General features: G+C 48.2%; 18 protein-coding genes. 9 read left to right on the top strand and 9 right to left on the bottom strand.

Annotated elements, in window-relative coordinates; genetic code table 11:
• Positions 1-141: 141 nt before the first annotated feature.
• The gene (locus tag HDCHBGLK_RS02880) at positions 142-1092 is read right to left on the bottom strand and encodes a hypothetical protein (RefSeq protein WP_009248201.1); all 951 of its coding nucleotides are present in this window, start codon (positions 1090-1092) and stop codon (positions 142-144) included.
• A gap of 313 nt (positions 1093-1405) precedes the next feature.
• Here HDCHBGLK_RS02880 and HDCHBGLK_RS02885 point away from each other — a divergent pair, with 313 nt between their 5' ends.
• Positions 1406-1945, top strand: coding sequence for a flavodoxin family protein (locus HDCHBGLK_RS02885; RefSeq protein WP_004607351.1), 540 nt, complete (start codon positions 1406-1408; stop codon positions 1943-1945).
• A 7-nt stretch (positions 1946-1952) separates the two neighbouring features.
• Here HDCHBGLK_RS02885 and HDCHBGLK_RS02890 read toward each other — a convergent pair whose 3' ends face one another.
• The gene (locus tag HDCHBGLK_RS02890) at positions 1953-2897 is read right to left on the bottom strand and encodes an AEC family transporter (protein ID WP_039909772.1); all 945 of its coding nucleotides are present in this window, start codon (positions 2895-2897) and stop codon (positions 1953-1955) included.
• A gap of 201 nt (positions 2898-3098) precedes the next feature.
• Between HDCHBGLK_RS02890 and HDCHBGLK_RS02895 the strand changes: the two genes are divergently transcribed.
• Genes HDCHBGLK_RS02895 through HDCHBGLK_RS02910 form a run of 4 tightly spaced genes read left to right on the top strand, consistent with a single transcriptional unit; the run spans position 3099 to position 6458 of the window.
• Positions 3099-3650 carry an RNA polymerase sigma factor gene (locus tag HDCHBGLK_RS02895; RefSeq protein ID WP_004607354.1) on the top strand — a complete coding sequence of 184 codons (552 nt, stop codon included), beginning with the start codon at positions 3099-3101 and terminating at the stop codon, positions 3648-3650.
• Positions 3628-4389: a hypothetical protein gene (locus tag HDCHBGLK_RS02900; protein ID WP_004607355.1), complete on the top strand. Its 762-nt coding sequence runs from the start codon at positions 3628-3630 to the stop codon at positions 4387-4389. The genes HDCHBGLK_RS02895 and HDCHBGLK_RS02900 overlap by 23 nt, the downstream gene beginning before the upstream one ends.
• Positions 4373-5260, top strand: coding sequence for an ABC transporter ATP-binding protein (locus HDCHBGLK_RS02905; RefSeq protein ID WP_004607356.1), 888 nt, complete (start codon positions 4373-4375; stop codon positions 5258-5260). Before HDCHBGLK_RS02900 ends, HDCHBGLK_RS02905 begins: the two co-directional genes overlap by 17 nt.
• Positions 5247-6458: an ABC transporter permease subunit gene (locus tag HDCHBGLK_RS02910; RefSeq protein ID WP_039909755.1), complete on the top strand. Its 1212-nt coding sequence runs from the start codon at positions 5247-5249 to the stop codon at positions 6456-6458. The genes HDCHBGLK_RS02905 and HDCHBGLK_RS02910 overlap by 14 nt, the downstream gene beginning before the upstream one ends.
• 18 nt (positions 6459-6476) lie before the next feature.
• On the opposite strand, the gene HDCHBGLK_RS02915 is transcribed toward HDCHBGLK_RS02910, so the two are convergent.
• The 4 genes from HDCHBGLK_RS02915 to HDCHBGLK_RS02930 form a co-directional block, all read right to left on the bottom strand.
• Entirely contained in the window at positions 6477-7280 is an 804-nt protein-coding gene (locus HDCHBGLK_RS02915; RefSeq protein WP_004607358.1) for a protein-ADP-ribose hydrolase, read from the bottom strand.
• Positions 7281-7289: 9 nt separating this feature from the next.
• Positions 7290-7790, bottom strand: coding sequence for a DNA-deoxyinosine glycosylase (locus HDCHBGLK_RS02920; protein WP_004607359.1), 501 nt, complete (start codon positions 7788-7790; stop codon positions 7290-7292).
• Between the two features lie 14 nt (positions 7791-7804).
• Positions 7805-9463 (bottom strand): MutS-related protein, encoded by a 1659-nt coding sequence (locus HDCHBGLK_RS02925; RefSeq protein ID WP_004607360.1) that lies wholly within the window; start codon positions 9461-9463, stop codon positions 7805-7807.
• 176 nt (positions 9464-9639) lie between these two features.
• A complete protein-coding gene (locus HDCHBGLK_RS02930; protein ID WP_004607361.1) occupies positions 9640-10413 on the bottom strand; it encodes a prepilin peptidase in 774 nt (257 codons plus the stop codon).
• Positions 10414-10979: 566 nt separating this feature from the next.
• Here HDCHBGLK_RS02930 and hydE point away from each other — a divergent pair.
• From hydE to HDCHBGLK_RS02950, 4 genes are all read left to right on the top strand, one after another.
• On the top strand, positions 10980-12029 hold the full coding sequence (gene hydE / locus HDCHBGLK_RS02935; RefSeq protein ID WP_039909758.1) for a [FeFe] hydrogenase H-cluster radical SAM maturase HydE: 1050 nt from the start codon (positions 10980-10982) through the stop codon (positions 12027-12029).
• A 36-nt stretch (positions 12030-12065) separates the two neighbouring features.
• Positions 12066-13487: a [FeFe] hydrogenase H-cluster radical SAM maturase HydG gene (gene hydG / locus HDCHBGLK_RS02940; protein ID WP_004607364.1), complete on the top strand. Its 1422-nt coding sequence runs from the start codon at positions 12066-12068 to the stop codon at positions 13485-13487.
• Positions 13488-13526: 39 nt separating this feature from the next.
• Positions 13527-14747, top strand: a complete 1221-nt coding sequence (hydF, locus tag HDCHBGLK_RS02945; RefSeq protein WP_004607365.1) for a [FeFe] hydrogenase H-cluster maturation GTPase HydF — start codon at positions 13527-13529, stop codon at positions 14745-14747.
• A gap of 100 nt (positions 14748-14847) precedes the next feature.
• A complete protein-coding gene (locus tag HDCHBGLK_RS02950) occupies positions 14848-15447 on the top strand; it encodes a putative ABC transporter permease (RefSeq protein ID WP_004607366.1) in 600 nt (199 codons plus the stop codon).
• A gap of 4 nt (positions 15448-15451) precedes the next feature.
• On the opposite strand, the gene HDCHBGLK_RS02955 is transcribed toward HDCHBGLK_RS02950, so the two are convergent.
• From HDCHBGLK_RS02955 to HDCHBGLK_RS02965, 3 genes are all read right to left on the bottom strand, one after another.
• Positions 15452-16180 (bottom strand): NAD-dependent protein deacylase, encoded by a 729-nt coding sequence (locus tag HDCHBGLK_RS02955; protein WP_009248209.1) that lies wholly within the window; start codon positions 16178-16180, stop codon positions 15452-15454.
• A 48-nt stretch (positions 16181-16228) separates the two neighbouring features.
• Entirely contained in the window at positions 16229-16882 is a 654-nt protein-coding gene (locus tag HDCHBGLK_RS02960) for an HAD family hydrolase (protein ID WP_004607368.1), read from the bottom strand.
• Between the two features lie 74 nt (positions 16883-16956).
• Positions 16957-17412, bottom strand: coding sequence for a MarR family winged helix-turn-helix transcriptional regulator (locus tag HDCHBGLK_RS02965; protein WP_004607369.1), 456 nt, complete (start codon positions 17410-17412; stop codon positions 16957-16959).
• Positions 17413-17428 lie beyond the last annotated feature (16 nt).

Genomic DNA, 17428 nt, shown 5'->3' on the forward strand with positions numbered 1-17428 from the left:
TCAGACGAATTCCCTTAAATTTTACCAAATCGCTGAAACATTCTATATGTTTTTACCGAAACCGTACTGTTTTTACAGATTTTCAACAAGCGTAAAGAAAAAGCGGGCTTAAATAAGCCCGCTGTAATCTGGATATCTTCACTATTTTATTTTCTTTAATACCAGCCTTAGTAATTCCTCTGTGTCTATATCAGGATTCTCGCTTACGATATGATAGATTCCTTCTATCTCACCTGGCTTTTCTTCCAGATCCTCCGCGGTCTCCTCAAGACTCTTCCCCTTCTGGCATTTCTTCTGGATCTGGGTGATTAGTTTTAAGGCCTCGCCCTCGCTTCGGCCCTCGTTCCTTCCATCCATCTGGCCTTCTTCTCTCACCTGGCGCATATGCTTCTCTTCATCGTATTCGTATATGCTCACTTTGCTCGCCTCCGCTCTGTTTTTGCTTAGAAATTCCGACAGGATCCCTTCCGCGATGCATTCCGTCACCGCCCGCTCTACGGCCGCCGAGATCTCCATGACCCTCGCATAGCCGCGTACCCTCTGGGTGTACCTGGCATAGTCGGATAAGGTCCGGCAGGACTCCATCAGCTGCCGGTTCTTCCCTTCGTTGATGTTCAGCATGACCGCTTCCAGTTCCAGCGCCGGGGACTCCTCCGGTACCGTGTAGGCATCCGACAGCCGCAGGATCCTCCTTTCCGGCTGCTCCTGCTCTCCGTTATAGAAAATCAGGAACCTGGGGGTCGGCACCCGAACGATCCTGCTCCCGTACAAATTCGCATCCCGGATCATTGCCGAGTACAGGTCCGTTACATACATCAAATGGCGAAGGGGCAGGTTCGGGCTGTAGGTGGACTGGTGTTCATACAGCGCAAGCCTCGAGTCGATGATAAACGAGATGTCGTTATGCATGGACATGTAGATGGCATTCTCCAGAGTGTTGATCTCCAGAAGTTCCGGATCGTCATAACTGGTTCCATTGACTGCATTATAGAGTTCCAACAATTCCTTCTTCTGACTGAATATCATCTCAAACAGTCGGGCCTTATAGGTACGGTTTGGCGCTGCGGCCGGTGTCGCGTTTGTTCTGTTCATATGGGATCCTCCTTTGCGTTCTGCCAAAGAGGCCCGCCGGCACCTATCCTTAACGAAACCTCTCTGCTCTTTCATTTCCTGGGTACAAGCATTGAGATTTCTTCTTGACGCCTGACGGCTGATATGGAATCAGATGCGGCTGATACCGCTTAGAATATCAGAAATATAATGCTCTGAAGTTATTTTAGCACAGACCTGAGGTCTGTGCCATAATAATTCCAATGTTAATCTGTAATATTTTAAGTTTACTTTTGTTCCCCAAACTCTTATCATAGAAGTAACAAAAATTAAATTCATATTAAGGAGGCCCACTATGAAAATACTGATAATAAACGGAAGCCCGCACCCGCATGGAACTACTTCTCTTTTAAGGAATGCCTTTGAAGAAGGCGCTAAAAGCAAGGGACACAGCATAACCACATTTCATGCTGGACAAGAGACACTTCACTCCTGCCTTGGCTGCGACCATTGCCGCACGGCTGACGAAGGATGCGTATATAAGGATGGAATGGAGACGCTGAATCCGCTCCTGCTGGAAGCCGACTGCGTAGTCTTTGTAACGCCCCTGTATTATTTCGGGATGAGCAGCCAGTTAAAAATGGTAATCGACCGCTTCTACGCCAATAATGCGAAACTGCGCGAGCAGAATAAAAAGGCTGTTCTTCTGGCTGCCTGCGGAGACGCGGACGAGTGGACGCTGGATGCCTTGGATCATCATTATCATGCATTGTGCCATTATCTGCGCTGGGAGAACGCAGGCGAAATCAATGCCATCGGAATGTACACGCCGGATGACTTAAAAGGCAGCGATTACATAGAAAAGGCCAGAGCACTTGGAAGTTCCCTGGCTTAACTTCCTATTAGATCAGGCTAAGACTCTTCATCACATACAGCCATCCAGTTAAGGTAAATGCGCTGAACAGGGTCGTCAGCATGACCACGCTGGAAGACAGCACGCCCTCATGCCCCATATTCCTGGCCATGACAAAGCAGCTGACCGTGGTGGCTGAGCCCAGCATTACCAGGATCGCCACCAGTTCCTCCTGCCGGAATCCCATCTGGGCGGCAAGCGGCAGAAAGATGGCGGCAAACCCTATCAGTTTGATCAATGTGGCGGCCACTGCCGGCTTCACCTTGGCAAACGCTTTGCGAATGTCGAACGTGGCCCCCATCGCCATGAGTCCCATAGGCGTAGCTACTCCTGCCACGCTATTTACCGTCTTCTCCATAATGTTGGGCATTGGTATGCGAAGCGCTGACCAGGCTAGTCCAGCCACAATACCGATAATAATCGGGTTCTTGATAATCCCTATCAGCGTCCTCTTTACAACATGCCGATCCAGCCCATTCTGGCCCGGCCGAAATAAGGACAGCACCAGTACAGCCATCATATTGTAAAGCGGCACGCTTCCAATGATCATTAGCGGAGCCATGCCTGCCGTCCCGTAAATATTCTGGATAAACGCAATTCCCAGAAGCGCCGCGCTGCTTCGGTAGGAAGACTGGATAAATTCTCCTTGTATGGACTTATCCTTCCAAAGAAATGAGACTGCCGTAGAAATGGCGATGCTTATCACCGTTGCTCCAAAACAGAACAGCACGAACTTCATATTCCATACTTCTTCAAAATCCACCGTAGCCAGGTCACTGAATACCAGCACCGGCAGTGGTATCAGGAACACGAATTTATTCATCTCGTCCGCAAGCGTATCGCTGATAAATCCGATTTTCTTAAAAAAAAGCCCCAATATCATCATCAGGAACACCGGGACTGTTGCATTCAGACTAAAAACTAGATTTTCCATTTGCTGCATGATTCCCTTCCAGACAGACATATTCCTGCCTGCATTTTATTCCTTCTATTTTGCAACATGCAGTCAGCATCTGTCAATGATTCTGATTATTTCCTTTTTAATTCCATCCTATCTTTTTGCCCCCTTGATTCGTTATATATAATAGAATAAGATAAACGTTTTGAAGTTCTAGTATCAGGAAAGGAGGACTATGTGGATACCGATTTTCTTTTAATCAGAAAAATGAAGCAAGGGAAAGATGACGCTTGCGACTTATTTGTTCAAAAATATTATCCGGATATTCTAACTTATTGTAGTCATCACTGTCCTGATAAAGGATATGCCGAAGACTTGGCGCAAGAGACTTTTTTGAGATTTTTCGCGAATCTGTCATCCTATCATTATAAAGGGAAGACAAAAAATTACTTATACACGATCGCCTCTAACCTGTGTAAAGACTATCTGAAAAAGCGAAAAGATATCCCGGTTGATAAAGCCAGGCCAAACGATGAGGCCGGCCCGGACGAGCCCCAGATGGCGGAGGTCATAAATAGGCTTACTCTAGAATGGACGCTGAGGCAATTGCCGGATGAATTGCTTGAGGTGATTATCTTTTATTATTTCCAGGAACTTAAACTTAGGGAAATTGCCGGGATATTGCATATCAGTCTCCCATTAGCGAAGTATCGGCTAAGACAGGCAAAGATACAGTTAGAAAAACTTCTGGGAAAGGAGGACGAACATGAATCTGGAAGAAAAACTTAAAAACTATAAAAAAATGACACTGATTGAGCCGCAGACCGAAAAAGTGCAGGAAGTCATCCGAAAATCAAGGGAAGCCTTTTATACGTCAGAAGAAGGAAATGATTTATCTTATTTTGAGTTCTTAAGGATACAGCTCAGAGTAATACAGAAAAGATGGTGGATCCTTCAATTTGTGCTTCTGCTAATATTATGGTTCGTGCTGATGGCCGAATGGGAGGCGGTCTATATCCAAAGAAGCATGGGAGTCATAGCATCCTTATTTGTGATTCTCATTATCCCTGAATTATGGAAAAACAGGACATTCCAATGTATGGAAATAGAGGCATCCTCTTATTACTCTCTCAGACAGGTCTATGCCGCCCGCATGCTGCTGTTCGGCATTACAGACCTTGCCCTGCTAACCATATTCTGCGGATCTGCTTCTATTGGACTGCATTTTAAGCTGATGGAATTAATGATTCAATTCTTATTTCCGTTAAGCGTAACTGCCTGCATTTGTTTCGGAATACTATGCAGCAGATATTCCTTCAGTGAAACAGTAGCCATCTCCTTGTGCATTCTATGGAGCGCAGTGTGGATGTTCATGATCTTAAATGAAAATGTGTATAGACGGATCACAGTCCCTATATGGCTTTCATTATTAGGATTTGCGGTGATTTTCCTGGCTGCTTCCGTCTATCGTACGCTAAAGTACTGTAATCGATATTGGGAGGTGCCCTTTGATGAAATTAAAGTTTGAGAATTTAACAAAAGAGTTTGGAGATTTTACCGCCGTAGACCATCTGAACCTTACTACGACTAACGGCGTCTACGGGCTGCTGGGCGTAAATGGAGCTGGTAAAACTACCCTCATGCGGATGCTGTGTACCTTGCTCAAGCCCACAAGCGGAACCATTACTTGTAATGGCAGAGATATCTTTGAAATGGACGGCAATTACCGGAAACTGCTAGGCTATCTGCCACAGGAATTTGGATTCTATCCGGAATTCACGGTTCAGGAGTATCTTCTTTATATTGCGGCGTTAAAAGGGATACGGCCTGTTGTCGCCAGGAGGCGGGTTAAGGAACTGATCGCCAAAGTCGGACTTACCAAAGCGGCAGGCAAAAAGATGAAAAAATTATCCGGCGGAATGAAGCGCAGGGCTGGAATCGCGCAGGCTATGCTAAACAATCCGAAAATCCTGGTGCTTGACGAGCCCACGGCAGGGCTTGATCCGAATGAAAGGATTCGTTTCCGCAATCTCATCAGCGAACTATCCGAAGAACGCCTGGTACTGTTATCTACCCACATTGTTTCCGATATCGAATATATCGCAAACGAAATCTGGCTAATGAAGGACGGGAAACTTATGCACAAGGGCAGCGCGGATCAAATCATTAGTTCCATGCCTCAAGACGTTTGGGAGTGTCTTGTGGACAAGAGCATGGTGTCCGCTTTCATCAAAAAATATAAAATATCAAATATGAAATCCGAACCGCATGGCGTCGAGCTGAGGATCATATCCAGCGAGAAACCCTGCGCAAGCGCTAGGCATGTGGAAGCGTCATTGGAGGATGTCTTTTTATACTATTTTGGGGAAAAGGCGGGTGATGAAGATGCTGCGGTATGAATGGAAGAAAGTCTTCTCTAAATTTAAGAATAGAATAACCGTCCTTCTTTTGCTGGTCATACTCATCATAACCAGTATTCTGACGATAAACCGGGTTGAGTATGTCGACGGGAACGGAAATCATTCCAGCGGTATTTCTGCCGCAAGAAAACTCCGGGCAGAAAAAAACAAGTGGGAAGGTTATCTTACAGAAGAGGTATTCCAGGAAGTCGTCAAAACGAATGCAAAAATAGCGAATTCACAAGCAGCGCTGTCGCAAGATATTGATGAACAGAACAAAGAATATGCTAAGAAGCAGGGGTTCCAAGGTATTACGGATCTGATCAATAATGCATTCAGCGAATGGAGAGATTACAATTATTATGCGATTGACACCGTCTCCGCAGAAGACGCAAAACAAGTCTACGATAAAAGAATTTCGAATTTAAAAGAATGGCTTGATTCGGGAGAAGAAACATTTACAGAGGGGCAAAAGAATTATTTAATCCACCAATATGAAAGCCTTAAGACCCCGTTTTATTATAAATACGTAGATGGATGGAGCGCATTGCTGCAGAACATATCAACCTTTATACTAATTCTGGCATTGATCATAGGTTTTCTGGTGTCCGGCATATTCTCAGACGAGTTCCAGGCAAAAGCGGATTCGATTTTTTTCTCATCAAAATTAGGAAGAAATAAAGCGATTCTATCCAAAATGGGTGCTGGATTTTTGATTACTTCCGTTTTTTACATTATGTTCGTACTTCTATATACTTTTATTGTACTATGGGCATTAGGCGCAGATGGAGCAAATTGTCCCATCCAGCTGGATCTGTGGAGAAGCATCTACAACATAACCTTTTTCCAGGCCTATCTTCTCATTGCAGCAGGCGGCTATATAGGTACTTTATTTGCCTCTACGCTTTCTATGCTTGTATCCGCGGCAGCACGTTCTACTGCGACAGCAATTATCGTGCCTTTTATTCTATTGTGCGCCTTTCCTTTTTTGAGCAGGATCATTACATTGCCTCAGATCTGCTCGTTCTTCCCGGACCAGCTGCTAGAGGTATATATCTCCATCAAAGACTTCGCACTGGTGGAAATAGGCGGCAAGGTAATGGATATCGCAGGGGTAATCCTTCCCGCTTATCTGGCTGCCTGCCTGTTGCTCCAGCCTGTATTGTATCGTATTTATAAAAAAGCGGAAGTACGATAATCCGAATCAATCCTGGCTTTACTGTAATAACTTTTTATAGATGTTATAATCCTCTTCTTTAAACACATTGAAGATCACCCGTTCCAGCTTGGAGGAAGACAGGTAGCGATCCACCGTCTCTACGGCGATCTGGGCCGCCAGTTTGTTGGGAAAATGAAATTCTCCAGTGGAGATGCAGCAGAACGCGATGGACTTAAGCCCTTCCTTCTCTGCCAGCTTCATGCAGTTTAAATAGCAGGACTTGAGTTCCTCTTTCTGCCTCTGCGTCACCTCCAGCCCCACGATTGGGCCTACCGTATGAATTACATGGCTGGCTGGCAGATTGTATCCCTGCGTGATCTTCGCTTTTCCCGTGGGCTCTTCATGGCCCTGCTCTTCCATCATCCTGGCGCACTCGTTCCGAAGCTGTATCCCCGCCGCGGAATGGATTGCATTGTCAATACAGCCGTGGCAGGGCACAAAGCATCCAAGCATCTGGCTATTGGCGGCATTGACGATGGCATCCGCCCGAAGCCTGGTAATATCCCCTCTCCAGAGGGAGATCCTGTCCATATTCTTGATGCCGATACAGGTGTAGATGTCTCCAATGACCGGGATATCCTCATAATCCACAATGCCTTTTTCTTCTGCCTCTTCTGTCAGGAACTCGTCCTGTCCGGTCATGAATTCTTCTGAAGCCTCCCCTGGCCAGCGCACATTCATTAGGCTTCTTAGAAGCCGACGCTTCTCATCATAATTTATGGGCTCTCTGATGGATGCATATCCATCGTTTTCATTCTTCAAATATCGAATCAGGCTATCTACTCTCTCTTCTCTTATCATAGGCTCCTCCTAGTCCTGCAAGCATCCGGCAATCACCGAATACGCCCGGTAAAGTTCCTCGTAGGTTGTCCGGCAGTTAGCCGGGCTGGTGGATGGAAGTCCGATAGCCTCTACCCCTGTCTCAGGGTAGCAATATCTCTTATATAACTGGGCTGCCTTAGTCCCTGTCGTGAATATGGCCCGGATATCCGCATGATCAAGAATCCTCTTCATATCATTGGCCTTCGCGTTGCGGATACTACCGTCATCCGCTCCTTTGATCTCGCATCCGGCCAGCACGTCCCAGACAGCGATACGGTTTCGCAGCGCAAAAGCAATCTTCTCCTCCTTTGTCAGTGGAAGTTCCTCACCGCACACGTCCGATATTACCTTCCAGAAGCGATTCCTGGGATGCCCGTAATAGAATCCCACTTCCCTTGACTTCGGAGAAGGCATGGTTCCCAGCATAAGAATCCGGGACTCCTTATCATAGATTGGCTGGAAGTTATGAGTAATGTATTCTGGCTCCATCTTATCACGCTCCTTTATTCAGACGCAAGCAACCGGTAGATGCGTTCCGCGTCAGATACAATCTGCCCGGGGAATCCCACGTATTCCAGAAGGCGTATGGCATTCGTCTTTTCATTGATTCCCCTGTGGATTTTATAGTCAAATACAATGTCATCCTCCCCCTCCTGCTCGCAGAAATAATAATGCTCATACTCCCGGTCAAGCAGTTTCACCAATTCCATATCATGGGAGGCTACCAGCACCAGGCAGTTCCTCTCTTCTAAGTACCTCAGGATTGCCGCGGAGGCCGCAATCCGCTCCTTCGTATTGGTTCCCCGAAGGATCTCGTCTATCGCGCAGATCACCAATTCATTCTCCTGCATATATCCAAGCATGCGGTTCAGCGACCGGATCTCCTTCATATAATAACTTTCGCCTTCCATCAGGCTGTCCTTCACAGCCATGGATGTGGCTATGTAGGCATGAGGAATCTCTGCGATGCCTGCCATGCAGGTATGGATGGTCTGAGCCAGGATGCAGTTTACCGTTACAGCCTTGATGAAGGTGGATTTTCCGGATGCATTCGACCCTGTTACGATGCTGTTCCTAACCATCACGACATCATTTAAGACCGGCTCTTTCAGCAGGGGATGGTACAGGCCCTCCAGATGAACACAGGAATCCTGGCTGAACTTTGGCAGGCAGTAAAGCGGCAGGCTTTTTCGGAATGACACCACGCTGATCAGGGCATCCAGTTCCCCCACAAGACGGTATACCTTTTTAAAATGCTCCATCTTCCGCTTCAACTGCCTTATAGCCTGGTTATACATGGTAAAATCAATGAGCGTGGCTCCCGTGAGGTAGGTTGCGAATAGTTCCATCGCGTCTCCTTGCATCCCGGCCTGTCTGCGCACCGTTGCCTTTCGAAGCCGCTTCTCTGCCTCGCCCAGCTGCGCCACATGCATCGATATCTCGCCAAATCGTTTCTCATAGCCGCCGCTGGTTCCTTTTGTCAACTCTCGTCCAGTATAGATCAGCCCCCGGACGCTCTCCATCAGTTCCAGATGGATCTCATACTTCTGCTTCATAACCGCATAAATGCAAAGATTGCATATAAATATCATACCAAATACTGTCAATCCATATCCATTTCTAAGGATGACCGCCCCAGCCAGAGAGAGGAAAAGAAGCGCCTGCATTAGCCGGTAGAACCAGCTGTGGCCAATCTGGAAATCTTCGATCTCATCCAGGACTTGCGGCAGATAATAGCTGCTGTCCCTTTTTCCGAGCGCCATCAGCTTGACCTGGGCTTCTTCCCTTTCCCTCTCGTTATCTTCCATGTAGCGCATCTTCTCTTCCATCTTCTCAAGCGAAGCCGTATCCTGGGATACGTTCCTTAACAGCGCATAGAGGTACTGCTCTCCCGCAAAAGACTCGCATTGGTTCATGCGCTCGTAAATCTGGTTCATATCCAGATCGCCCCACGTAAGATCATCCAGGGGATGCAAGGCCTGTTCACTGACCGCGTTCCAGTACATAGATATCTCTTTATAATCATAAGCAGCAGGCTCCGGCATCCGTCCGAATTTCTTCCTGACAATCCGATATGCCCTCCTTATCCTCTCCCATCTTGCATACACGCTTCCGATAACGAATACGCAGATCAGGCCTGCAATCACAATGGCCGACTCCATAGGCAGTCCTCCTTATTACGCTTATTGGATATATCTTAACACGAAACCACTTTTTTTGCCATATAAAGACTAAAAAGGCAGACTGTAGACAAAGTCCGGAGCATCCGCTCGGGATTTTTTCGTAAAGAGCTTCTCATATAGAAAAGAGAATGATTGCATTTTATCCATACATATTTTCAATATATCATCAGAGAAAGATACCAGTCAATCAGCCGAATCCCATAAAGCAGACTGATTGCCATGCCTATGCACAGGAATGGCCCGAAAGGAAAATGGGCCTTGCGGTCAGCCTTCTGGGCAGCCAGAAGATAGCACCCGTAGATGCCGCCAAAGAGAATGGCCAATGCTGCCGATACCAGCGTGATCTTCCATCCCAGAAATAGTCCGCAGGCAGCCATCAGTTTAATATCTCCGCCCCCAAAAGCCCCGGGAATCACGATCGATAGCACAAGCATCGGAAGGCTTACACACAGCGCGCCTGCCAGACGGGCTAAAAGCGAAGTCTCGGGCATGGTGAATATGGATATGGCCGCAAGTATCACCATCGCGATCTGGCATCCATCTTCAATCTCCATTGTTTCTATATCCAGGAATGCCACCACCGTCAATATGCAAAAAAATGCAAATACCGTCAGGGCCGTTCCGTAGTTTTCGTATTTATACACGCACAGCAGCGCCAGGAGGCCTCCCAGCACTTCTATCAGCGTATCCCTGATTCCGATGGCTGCCTTGCAGTAACGGCATTTCCCATTCAGGAACAGGTAACTGAATACTGGCACCAGGTCCTTAGGTTCCAGCCTCTCCCCGCAGGAGGGGCATATAGAGAAGTACTTTACAAAGGACATCTGCCTTGGCACCCGGTAAATAATCACATTTAAAAACGAAAAAATGCAAGTTCCTGCAATGATCACCAATATGCCCATTATAATTTCACATATCAATACTCCCATACATTCCTCCTTGCATAAATTATATAGTGAAACCTTTTTGTTCTTACTTTTGTCTCCAATTCTTAATCATTAACTATTATCCTCCTATTTCTGATTATGAACCTTAGTCTTGGGCCTGCACTTGTTTTATGTAATCTGCCCTCTGGCTGGAGAAAAGTTCCTAACCCCGTCATTTCAGCATTTCATGACATCTTTATTAATAATATGTTTAATATACACTTTTCTTCAAATATTATCAATAATCAACAAACCAATCCTAATCATACATTCTTATGCATTTTCCTGAAAATTTAGTTTGATCATGGCAGATGTGTCAAAAAATAAACTTTATCCTAAAATTACATATTAAAATTGCATAAACAATTCCCCTATGCTATAATTTTTCCAACACGTACTAATCACAAAGGGTAACGCCTGCGTGAAAAGGCGCACAGATTCGTATGATATATAGGGGCAGGGGAATTCTGCCTTTTTAGGACCTGACGCCATAGGCGCCGGGTCTTTTTTATTCGGTTTCATCATGAAGAAGGCGCGGTAGAACGAATACTAATAGGATGGGGTGATCTATGAAAGATTTAAAGTATTTAATTGATAAGCTGAAGACACAAAGATCCCTGACTAGGGATGAATGGACAGCGCTGATTGTCGGAAGGACGCCGGAACTTGCCGGATATCTCTTCGAACTCGCCCGCAAGGAGCGCCACCTGCACTACGGACATGACGTGTATGTCCGGGGGCTGATCGAATTTACCAACTATTGCAGAAATGACTGCCTCTATTGCGGCATCCGCAAAAGCAATCCCCACGTCAGCCGCTACCGGCTTAGTGAGGAACATATTCTGGACTGCTGCCGGATCGGGTATGATCTGGGATTTCGCACCTTCGTGCTGCAAGGCGGGGAGGATGGCTATTACACCAGGGAGCGGATGGTACATCTGATTGAGCGCATCCGGTTCAGACATCCGGATTGCGCCATCACGCTTTCCATCGGCGAGAAATCCCGGGAGGACTACCAGGCATTCTATGAGGCAGGCGCCAACCGGTATCTCTTACGGCACGAGACATTTAACGCCAACCACTATTCCAGGCTGCATCCGCCGTCTTTAAGCGCTGCGGCCCGGCAGAAATGTCTCTGGGATCTAAAAGACATTGGCTACCAGACAGGCACTGGATTCATGGTGGGCTCGCCTTACCAGACGCCACAGGATCTGGCCGAAGATATGCTCTTTATCCGGGAACTCAATCCGCAGATGGTGGGCATCGGGCCATTTATTCCCCACCATGACACGCCGTTTTCCAACGAGGCGGTCGGAACTCTGGAACTGACTTTGTTTATGCTGGGGCTTCTTAGGCTGATGCTTCCCAAGGTCCTGCTGCCATCCACCACGGCGCTTGGCACCATCGATCCGAAGGGGCGGGAACTTGGAATTCTGGCGGGGGCTAATGTGGTCATGCCCAATCTGTCGCCTACCGGCGTGCGAAAGGACTATGCGCTGTATGACAACAAGATCTGCACCGGGGACGAGGCCGCGGAATGCCGCCAATGCCTGGAGAGGCGCATGGAATCCATCGGCTACCGCGTCGTCACAGCCAGGGGCGATTCGCTGAACCTATAAACGATTATGCTATCTGATATCAGGAGGAAATAAGTTATGTATGATGTAAATTCAAAACACGCTGAAGACTTTATCAACCACGAGGAGATTTTGGAGACTCTCGCTTACGCGGATGAGAACAAGGATAATCTGGAACTGGTGGAATCCTTGATCAATAAGGCTGCCTTAAGAAAGGGACTTTCCCACAGAGAGGCCTCCGTGCTTCTTGCCTGTCAGGACCCCGCCATGAACGAGAAGATATTCAAGCTGGCAGAACAGATTAAGAAGGATTTCTACGGAAACCGTATCGTCATGTTCGCCCCTCTGTACCTTTCCAACTACTGTATCAATGGATGCACCTACTGTCCTTATCATATGAAGAACAAGCATATCGCAAGGAAGAAACTGACCCAGGAAGAGATCCGCAAGGAAGTCATCGCGCTCCAGGATATGGGGCACAAGCGTCTGGCTCTGGAGGCCGGCGAGGATCCGGTGCACAACACCATGGATTATTACCTGGAATGCATTGACACCATATATAAAATCAAGCATAAAAATGGGGCCATCCGCAGGGTAAATATCAACATCGCAGCCACGACGGCGGACAATTACCGCCTTCTGAAAGAAGCAGGGATCGGTACATACATCCTGTTCCAGGAGACCTATCATAAGGAAAGTTATCTGCAGCTCCATCCCACGGGTCCGAAGCATGATTACGACTATCACACTGAGGCTATGGACCGCGCTATGGAAGGCGGCATTGACGATGTGGGAGTAGGCGTTCTGTTCGGCCTGGATAAGTTTCGCTATGAATTTGCAGGACTTCTGATGCATGCAGAGCATCTGGAAGCAGCATTCGGCGTTGGCCCGCATACCATCAGCGTACCCCGCCTGCGCAATGCCGACGACATCGACGCGTCCTCCTTTACCAATGGAATCGATGACGATACCTTTGCCAAGATCGTGGCCTGCATAAGAATCGCGGTTCCATACACCGGCATGATCATCTCCACCAGGGAAAGCCAGAAAACCAGAGAGCGCGTTCTTCACCTGGGCATCTCCCAGATCAGCGGAGGTTCCAGAACCAGCGTCGGCGGCTACTGCGAGCCGGAGCCGGAAGATGAGAAATCCGAGCAGTTCGATGTCATCGACAACCGTACTTTGGATGAGGTCGTTCGCTGGCTGATCGAGATGGAATACATACCAAGTTTCTGTACTGCATGCTACCGGGAAGGCAGAACCGGCGACCGCTTCATGTCCCTTTGCAAGAGCGGGCAGATCCAGAACTGCTGCCATCCCAACGCGCTGATGACGCTGGAGGAATACTTGACCGATTACGCTTCTCCTGAGACAAAAGCGCTTGGGCAGAAACTGATCGACAAGGAAGTATTCAACGTACCGAATGAAAAGGCGCGCGCGGTAGTCCTGGAGAATCTGAAACTGATCCGTGAAGACAACCGAAGAGATTTCCGTTTCTAATTATAGGTCCATCCGGGCCCAAAGGAGGTATTCGAAATTATGAGTCTAAATAACACGCCCTCTTCCGAGCGGGTACACATCGGCATCTTCGGCAGGCGCAACGCCGGGAAATCCAGCATCATCAATGCCCTGACCGGACAAAGCCTGGCAATCGTATCGGATGTCAAGGGCACCACCACCGACCCTGTGCTAAAGGCCATGGAACTGCTTCCTCTTGGCCCTGTCGTCATGATCGATACGCCAGGGCTGGATGACGAAGGAGAACTTGGAGCGCTGCGGATCCAGAAGGCATACCAGGTGCTTAACAAGACGGATATCGCCGTCCTGGTGGTTGACGGCACGGCTGGCATGACCCGCGAAGACCTTCTTATTCTTGACCGGATCAAGGATAAGAAAATCCCATATGTGATCGTCATGAACAAGGCTGACCTAGCCGGCCCGGGTGCAGCGTCTCAGGCCGCTCCTTCGGACACGCCGGATGAGCACGTCATCTGGGTCAGTGCAACCGCCAGCCGGAACATCCATGAACTGAAGGAACTGATCGCAGGCCTTGCCCCCGCCGATGACGGCGACCGTCGCATTGTAGGGGATTTGATCCATCCTTCCGATTTCGTAGTGCTGGTAGTTCCCATAGATAAGGCTGCCCCTAAGGGCCGCCTCATCCTGCCTCAGCAGCAGACGATACGGGATATCCTGGAATCGGATGCCACGGCCATCGTGGCCAAGGAAGATGAACTAAGCCGTACCCTTGAGACTCTTGGGAAAAAGCCATCTCTGGTCATCACGGACAGCCAGGTCTTTGCCAAAGTTTCGAAGGCCACCCCGCAGGACATTCCTCTGACTTCTTTTTCTATCTTATTTGCAAGGTATAAGGGGAATCTTAAGACTGTAGTAAATGGGGCCAGATACCTGGATTCTCTGAAGGAGAATGACACGGTACTGATCTCGGAAGGCTGCACCCACCACCGTCAGTGCGAAGATATCGGAACGGTAAAACTGCCACGCTGGATACAGGAGTATACCGGCAAGAAATTGAACTTTACGTTTACCAGCGGGACGGAATTCCCACTGGAACTAAATCCCTATCAGTTGATCGTCCATTGTGGCGGCTGCACGCTGAATGAGCGGGAGATGAAATACCGTCTCAAATGCGCACAGGATGCCGACGTTCCCATGACCAATTACGGAACGGCCATCGCATATATGCAGGGCATCCTGGAACGCAGTCTAGACATATTTCCATCTTTAGATTATATTTAGAAAATCTTCAGAATTATAACAAGGGATACTTAATAATTCCCCTATACAATAAGACCATAGAAAGCAAGCATTCCGGTCTTATCGTATAGGGGGGTTATTTATGAGAGCATATATTGAAGAAAGGAAAAATGAAATACTTGCCATCAGTCCATTTGCGGATCTTAACTATGAGCGTGCATATTCCGCCACATCCCTGATCTTGATGTTCTTCCTCTTTTCCTTTACCGGATGGATCTGGGAAGTCCTGATCCACATCATAGAAGACGGAATGATCATCAACCGCGGCCTTCTTCTCGGGCCATGGCTTCCCATCTACGGAACCGGCGGCGTCCTTATCCTGATGCTGTTAAAAAGATGGCGCAGCCAGCCGCTTATAACCATGGGGCTCATCATGCTCTTATGCGGAACCGTCGAATACATTACCAGCATTGGCCTGGAGTTCTTTTTCGGGCAAAGATGGTGGGATTACAGTGACATGCTCTTTAACTTCCAGGGCAGGATATGCCTGGAAGGCCTGCTGATCTTCGGCATCGGAGGGCTGTTCTTCATCTACCTGATCGCGCCCAAGATCGACAACCTGCTTCAAACCGTATCGCAGAAGGCGAAAATGTACCTGTGCGTGGCATTATCCTTCCTCTTTGTTGTAGACTTGATTCGTTCCTTCCTGTCCCCGAATATGGGATTCGGAATCACGGGGTAACGGTTTACCTTACTTCGATCCTCCCCATCACTTCTCCGATAGGCGCCGCAATCGTCAGTTCTGCTCCTACTTCTTTTGCGGTAGCGCTCTTATTGATCACCACCAGGTGCCTGCCACGGAAGTAATCGATGAATCCTGCCGCCGGATACACGATGAGAGACGTCCCGCCGATGATGAGCGTATCCGCCTCGCTGATTGCCCGGATGCTCTTATCCACCGTCCGGGAGTCCAGGCTTTCTTCATATAGCACCACATCCGGCTTGATTGTGCCTCCACAGGAGCACTTGGGAATTCCTTCGGAGTTCTTCACATAGGCCGCATCATAGGACTTGCCGCATCTCTGGCAGTAATTGCGCAGAATACTCCCGTGCAGTTCCAGCACGTTCCTGCTTCCTGCCGCCTGGTGAAGTCCGTCAATATTCTGGGTGATAACCGCCGTAAGCTTGCCAGCCGTTTCCAACTGGGCAAGCTTACAGTGGGCCGGATTGGGCTTCGCATCCAGAAACATCATCTTGTTCTTATAGAATTCATAAAAATCTTCCGTTCTGCTCACAAAGAAACTGTGGCTAACGATCTGTTCCGGGGAGTACTTATACTTCTGCAGGTAGAGCCCGTCAGCGCTCCGAAAATCCGGAATATTACTCTCCGTGGATACGCCTGCGCCCCCGAAAAACACGATGTTGCCGCTGTCGTCAATAATCCTCTGTAACCTGCTTACTTCCTCTTCATACATGGCAATTCCTCCTGACATGTCTGCTGTAATCCTTTCACATACAGCCTGCTAATTTCCGCGTTCTATCCAATCAATGACATCCCTTAGACTGCCAAGTTCAGCCGTAATTCCATCTTTGACTTCCTCCGGCACCACCACCACATCCGGAATGTGGATAATATAGCCGCCGGCCGCCTTTCCCGCCTGCACGCCGGATATACTGTCCTCCAGCACCAGGCACTCCCTCATTGGCACGCCCAGATCTTCCGCCGCTTTCTGGAAAATATCCGGAAATGGCTTGCTGCGCTTTACTTTATTCCCATAGGCGACTGCGTCAAAATACTCATAGACTCCGGCAATCTTCAGCATCTTCTCAGCCAGCGACTGCTGGGTGGAGGTAGCCACCGCCATACGGATATCCTGTCCCTTCAGATATTCCAGGAGTTCCGGCAGGCCTTCTTTTAAAGGAACGCCTTTTTCCTCGATATAGCGGTGCTGCAATTCATCTTTGCGCCCCATGCAGCCGTCAAAATCAAACTCCTGTCCAAATCTTTGAAGAAAGGCATTACGAATTGCCGCCGGATTCTGTCCCCGGAAACTGTCCAGGAATTCCTCCGTCATGTCAATCTTAAGTTCATCGCCTACCTGGTTCCACAGAACCGTTGCCAGACGTTCCGTATCAAACATCAGGCCGTCCATGTCAAATATTACGCCTCGTACCATAAGTTATGACTCCCTTTTCTTGTATACTACAATCATTTCTATTGCTCTATTCTATCGAATGTCTAACTGTCATGCTATTGTGATCGATTCTTGCTATAGCCGGTAAAGAATTCCGATAATGCATCCAAGGTCTTCACCAGCACGGGAATCTCCGCCTCGTCCAACTTATCCAGGATCGCCCGGGTCATCTGGCGGTGATAGTCTTCGTGATGCCGGTACGCCTTCACGCCCCGGTCCGTGAGCTTCACGAATACCACCCTGCGGTCTTCCTCGCTGCGCCTGCGCTCTACATATTTCTTATTCACCAGGCTGTTCATGGCCGTCGTCAGGGAGCCTACGGTAATATTCAACTTCTTGGCTATGGAGGACATGTTGTTGCCGTCGCCCAGCCCGATGGCCTCGATGACGTGCATGTCATTATTCGTAAGATCCTTAAACTCTTCTGTAATAATGGCCTTCTCCTCCAATTCCCAGATCTCGTTGATCAGGTTCACCAGAATATTGTTGATTGTTGCGTATGCGTTTTCCATTCCCTGCTACCCTTTC

It is taken from the genome of [Clostridium] scindens ATCC 35704 (genome assembly GCF_004295125.1).
Lineage (GTDB): Bacteria > Bacillota > Clostridia > Lachnospirales > Lachnospiraceae > Clostridium_AP > Clostridium_AP scindens.

What these genes read in the sequence shown, in the direction of transcription:
- HDCHBGLK_RS02910 (WP_039909755.1), top strand. Translation starts at nt 5,247, where the DNA reads ATGCTGCGGTATGAATGGAAGAAAGTCTTCTCTAAATTTAAGAATAGA.
- HDCHBGLK_RS02965 (WP_004607369.1), bottom strand. Translation starts at nt 17,412, where the DNA reads ATGGAAAACGCATACGCAACAATCAACAATATTCTGGTGAACCTGATC.
- HDCHBGLK_RS02930 (WP_004607361.1), bottom strand. Translation starts at nt 10,413, where the DNA reads ATGGGAGTATTGATATGTGAAATTATAATGGGCATATTGGTGATCATT.
- hydG (WP_004607364.1), top strand. Translation starts at nt 12,066, where the DNA reads ATGTATGATGTAAATTCAAAACACGCTGAAGACTTTATCAACCACGAG.
- HDCHBGLK_RS02900 (WP_004607355.1), top strand. Translation starts at nt 3,628, where the DNA reads ATGAATCTGGAAGAAAAACTTAAAAACTATAAAAAAATGACACTGATT.
- hydF (WP_004607365.1), top strand. Translation starts at nt 13,527, where the DNA reads ATGAGTCTAAATAACACGCCCTCTTCCGAGCGGGTACACATCGGCATC.
- hydE (WP_039909758.1), top strand. Translation starts at nt 10,980, where the DNA reads ATGAAAGATTTAAAGTATTTAATTGATAAGCTGAAGACACAAAGATCC.
- HDCHBGLK_RS02950 (WP_004607366.1), top strand. Translation starts at nt 14,848, where the DNA reads ATGAGAGCATATATTGAAGAAAGGAAAAATGAAATACTTGCCATCAGT.
- HDCHBGLK_RS02925 (WP_004607360.1), bottom strand. Translation starts at nt 9,463, where the DNA reads ATGGAGTCGGCCATTGTGATTGCAGGCCTGATCTGCGTATTCGTTATC.
- HDCHBGLK_RS02890 (WP_039909772.1), bottom strand. Translation starts at nt 2,897, where the DNA reads ATGGAAAATCTAGTTTTTAGTCTGAATGCAACAGTCCCGGTGTTCCTG.
- HDCHBGLK_RS02905 (WP_004607356.1), top strand. Translation starts at nt 4,373, where the DNA reads ATGAAATTAAAGTTTGAGAATTTAACAAAAGAGTTTGGAGATTTTACC.
- HDCHBGLK_RS02915 (WP_004607358.1), bottom strand. Translation starts at nt 7,280, where the DNA reads ATGATAAGAGAAGAGAGAGTAGATAGCCTGATTCGATATTTGAAGAAT.
- HDCHBGLK_RS02955 (WP_009248209.1), bottom strand. Translation starts at nt 16,180, where the DNA reads ATGTATGAAGAGGAAGTAAGCAGGTTACAGAGGATTATTGACGACAGC.
- HDCHBGLK_RS02880 (WP_009248201.1), bottom strand. Translation starts at nt 1,092, where the DNA reads ATGAACAGAACAAACGCGACACCGGCCGCAGCGCCAAACCGTACCTAT.
- HDCHBGLK_RS02960 (WP_004607368.1), bottom strand. Translation starts at nt 16,882, where the DNA reads ATGGTACGAGGCGTAATATTTGACATGGACGGCCTGATGTTTGATACG.
- HDCHBGLK_RS02885 (WP_004607351.1), top strand. Translation starts at nt 1,406, where the DNA reads ATGAAAATACTGATAATAAACGGAAGCCCGCACCCGCATGGAACTACT.
- HDCHBGLK_RS02920 (WP_004607359.1), bottom strand. Translation starts at nt 7,790, where the DNA reads ATGGAGCCAGAATACATTACTCATAACTTCCAGCCAATCTATGATAAG.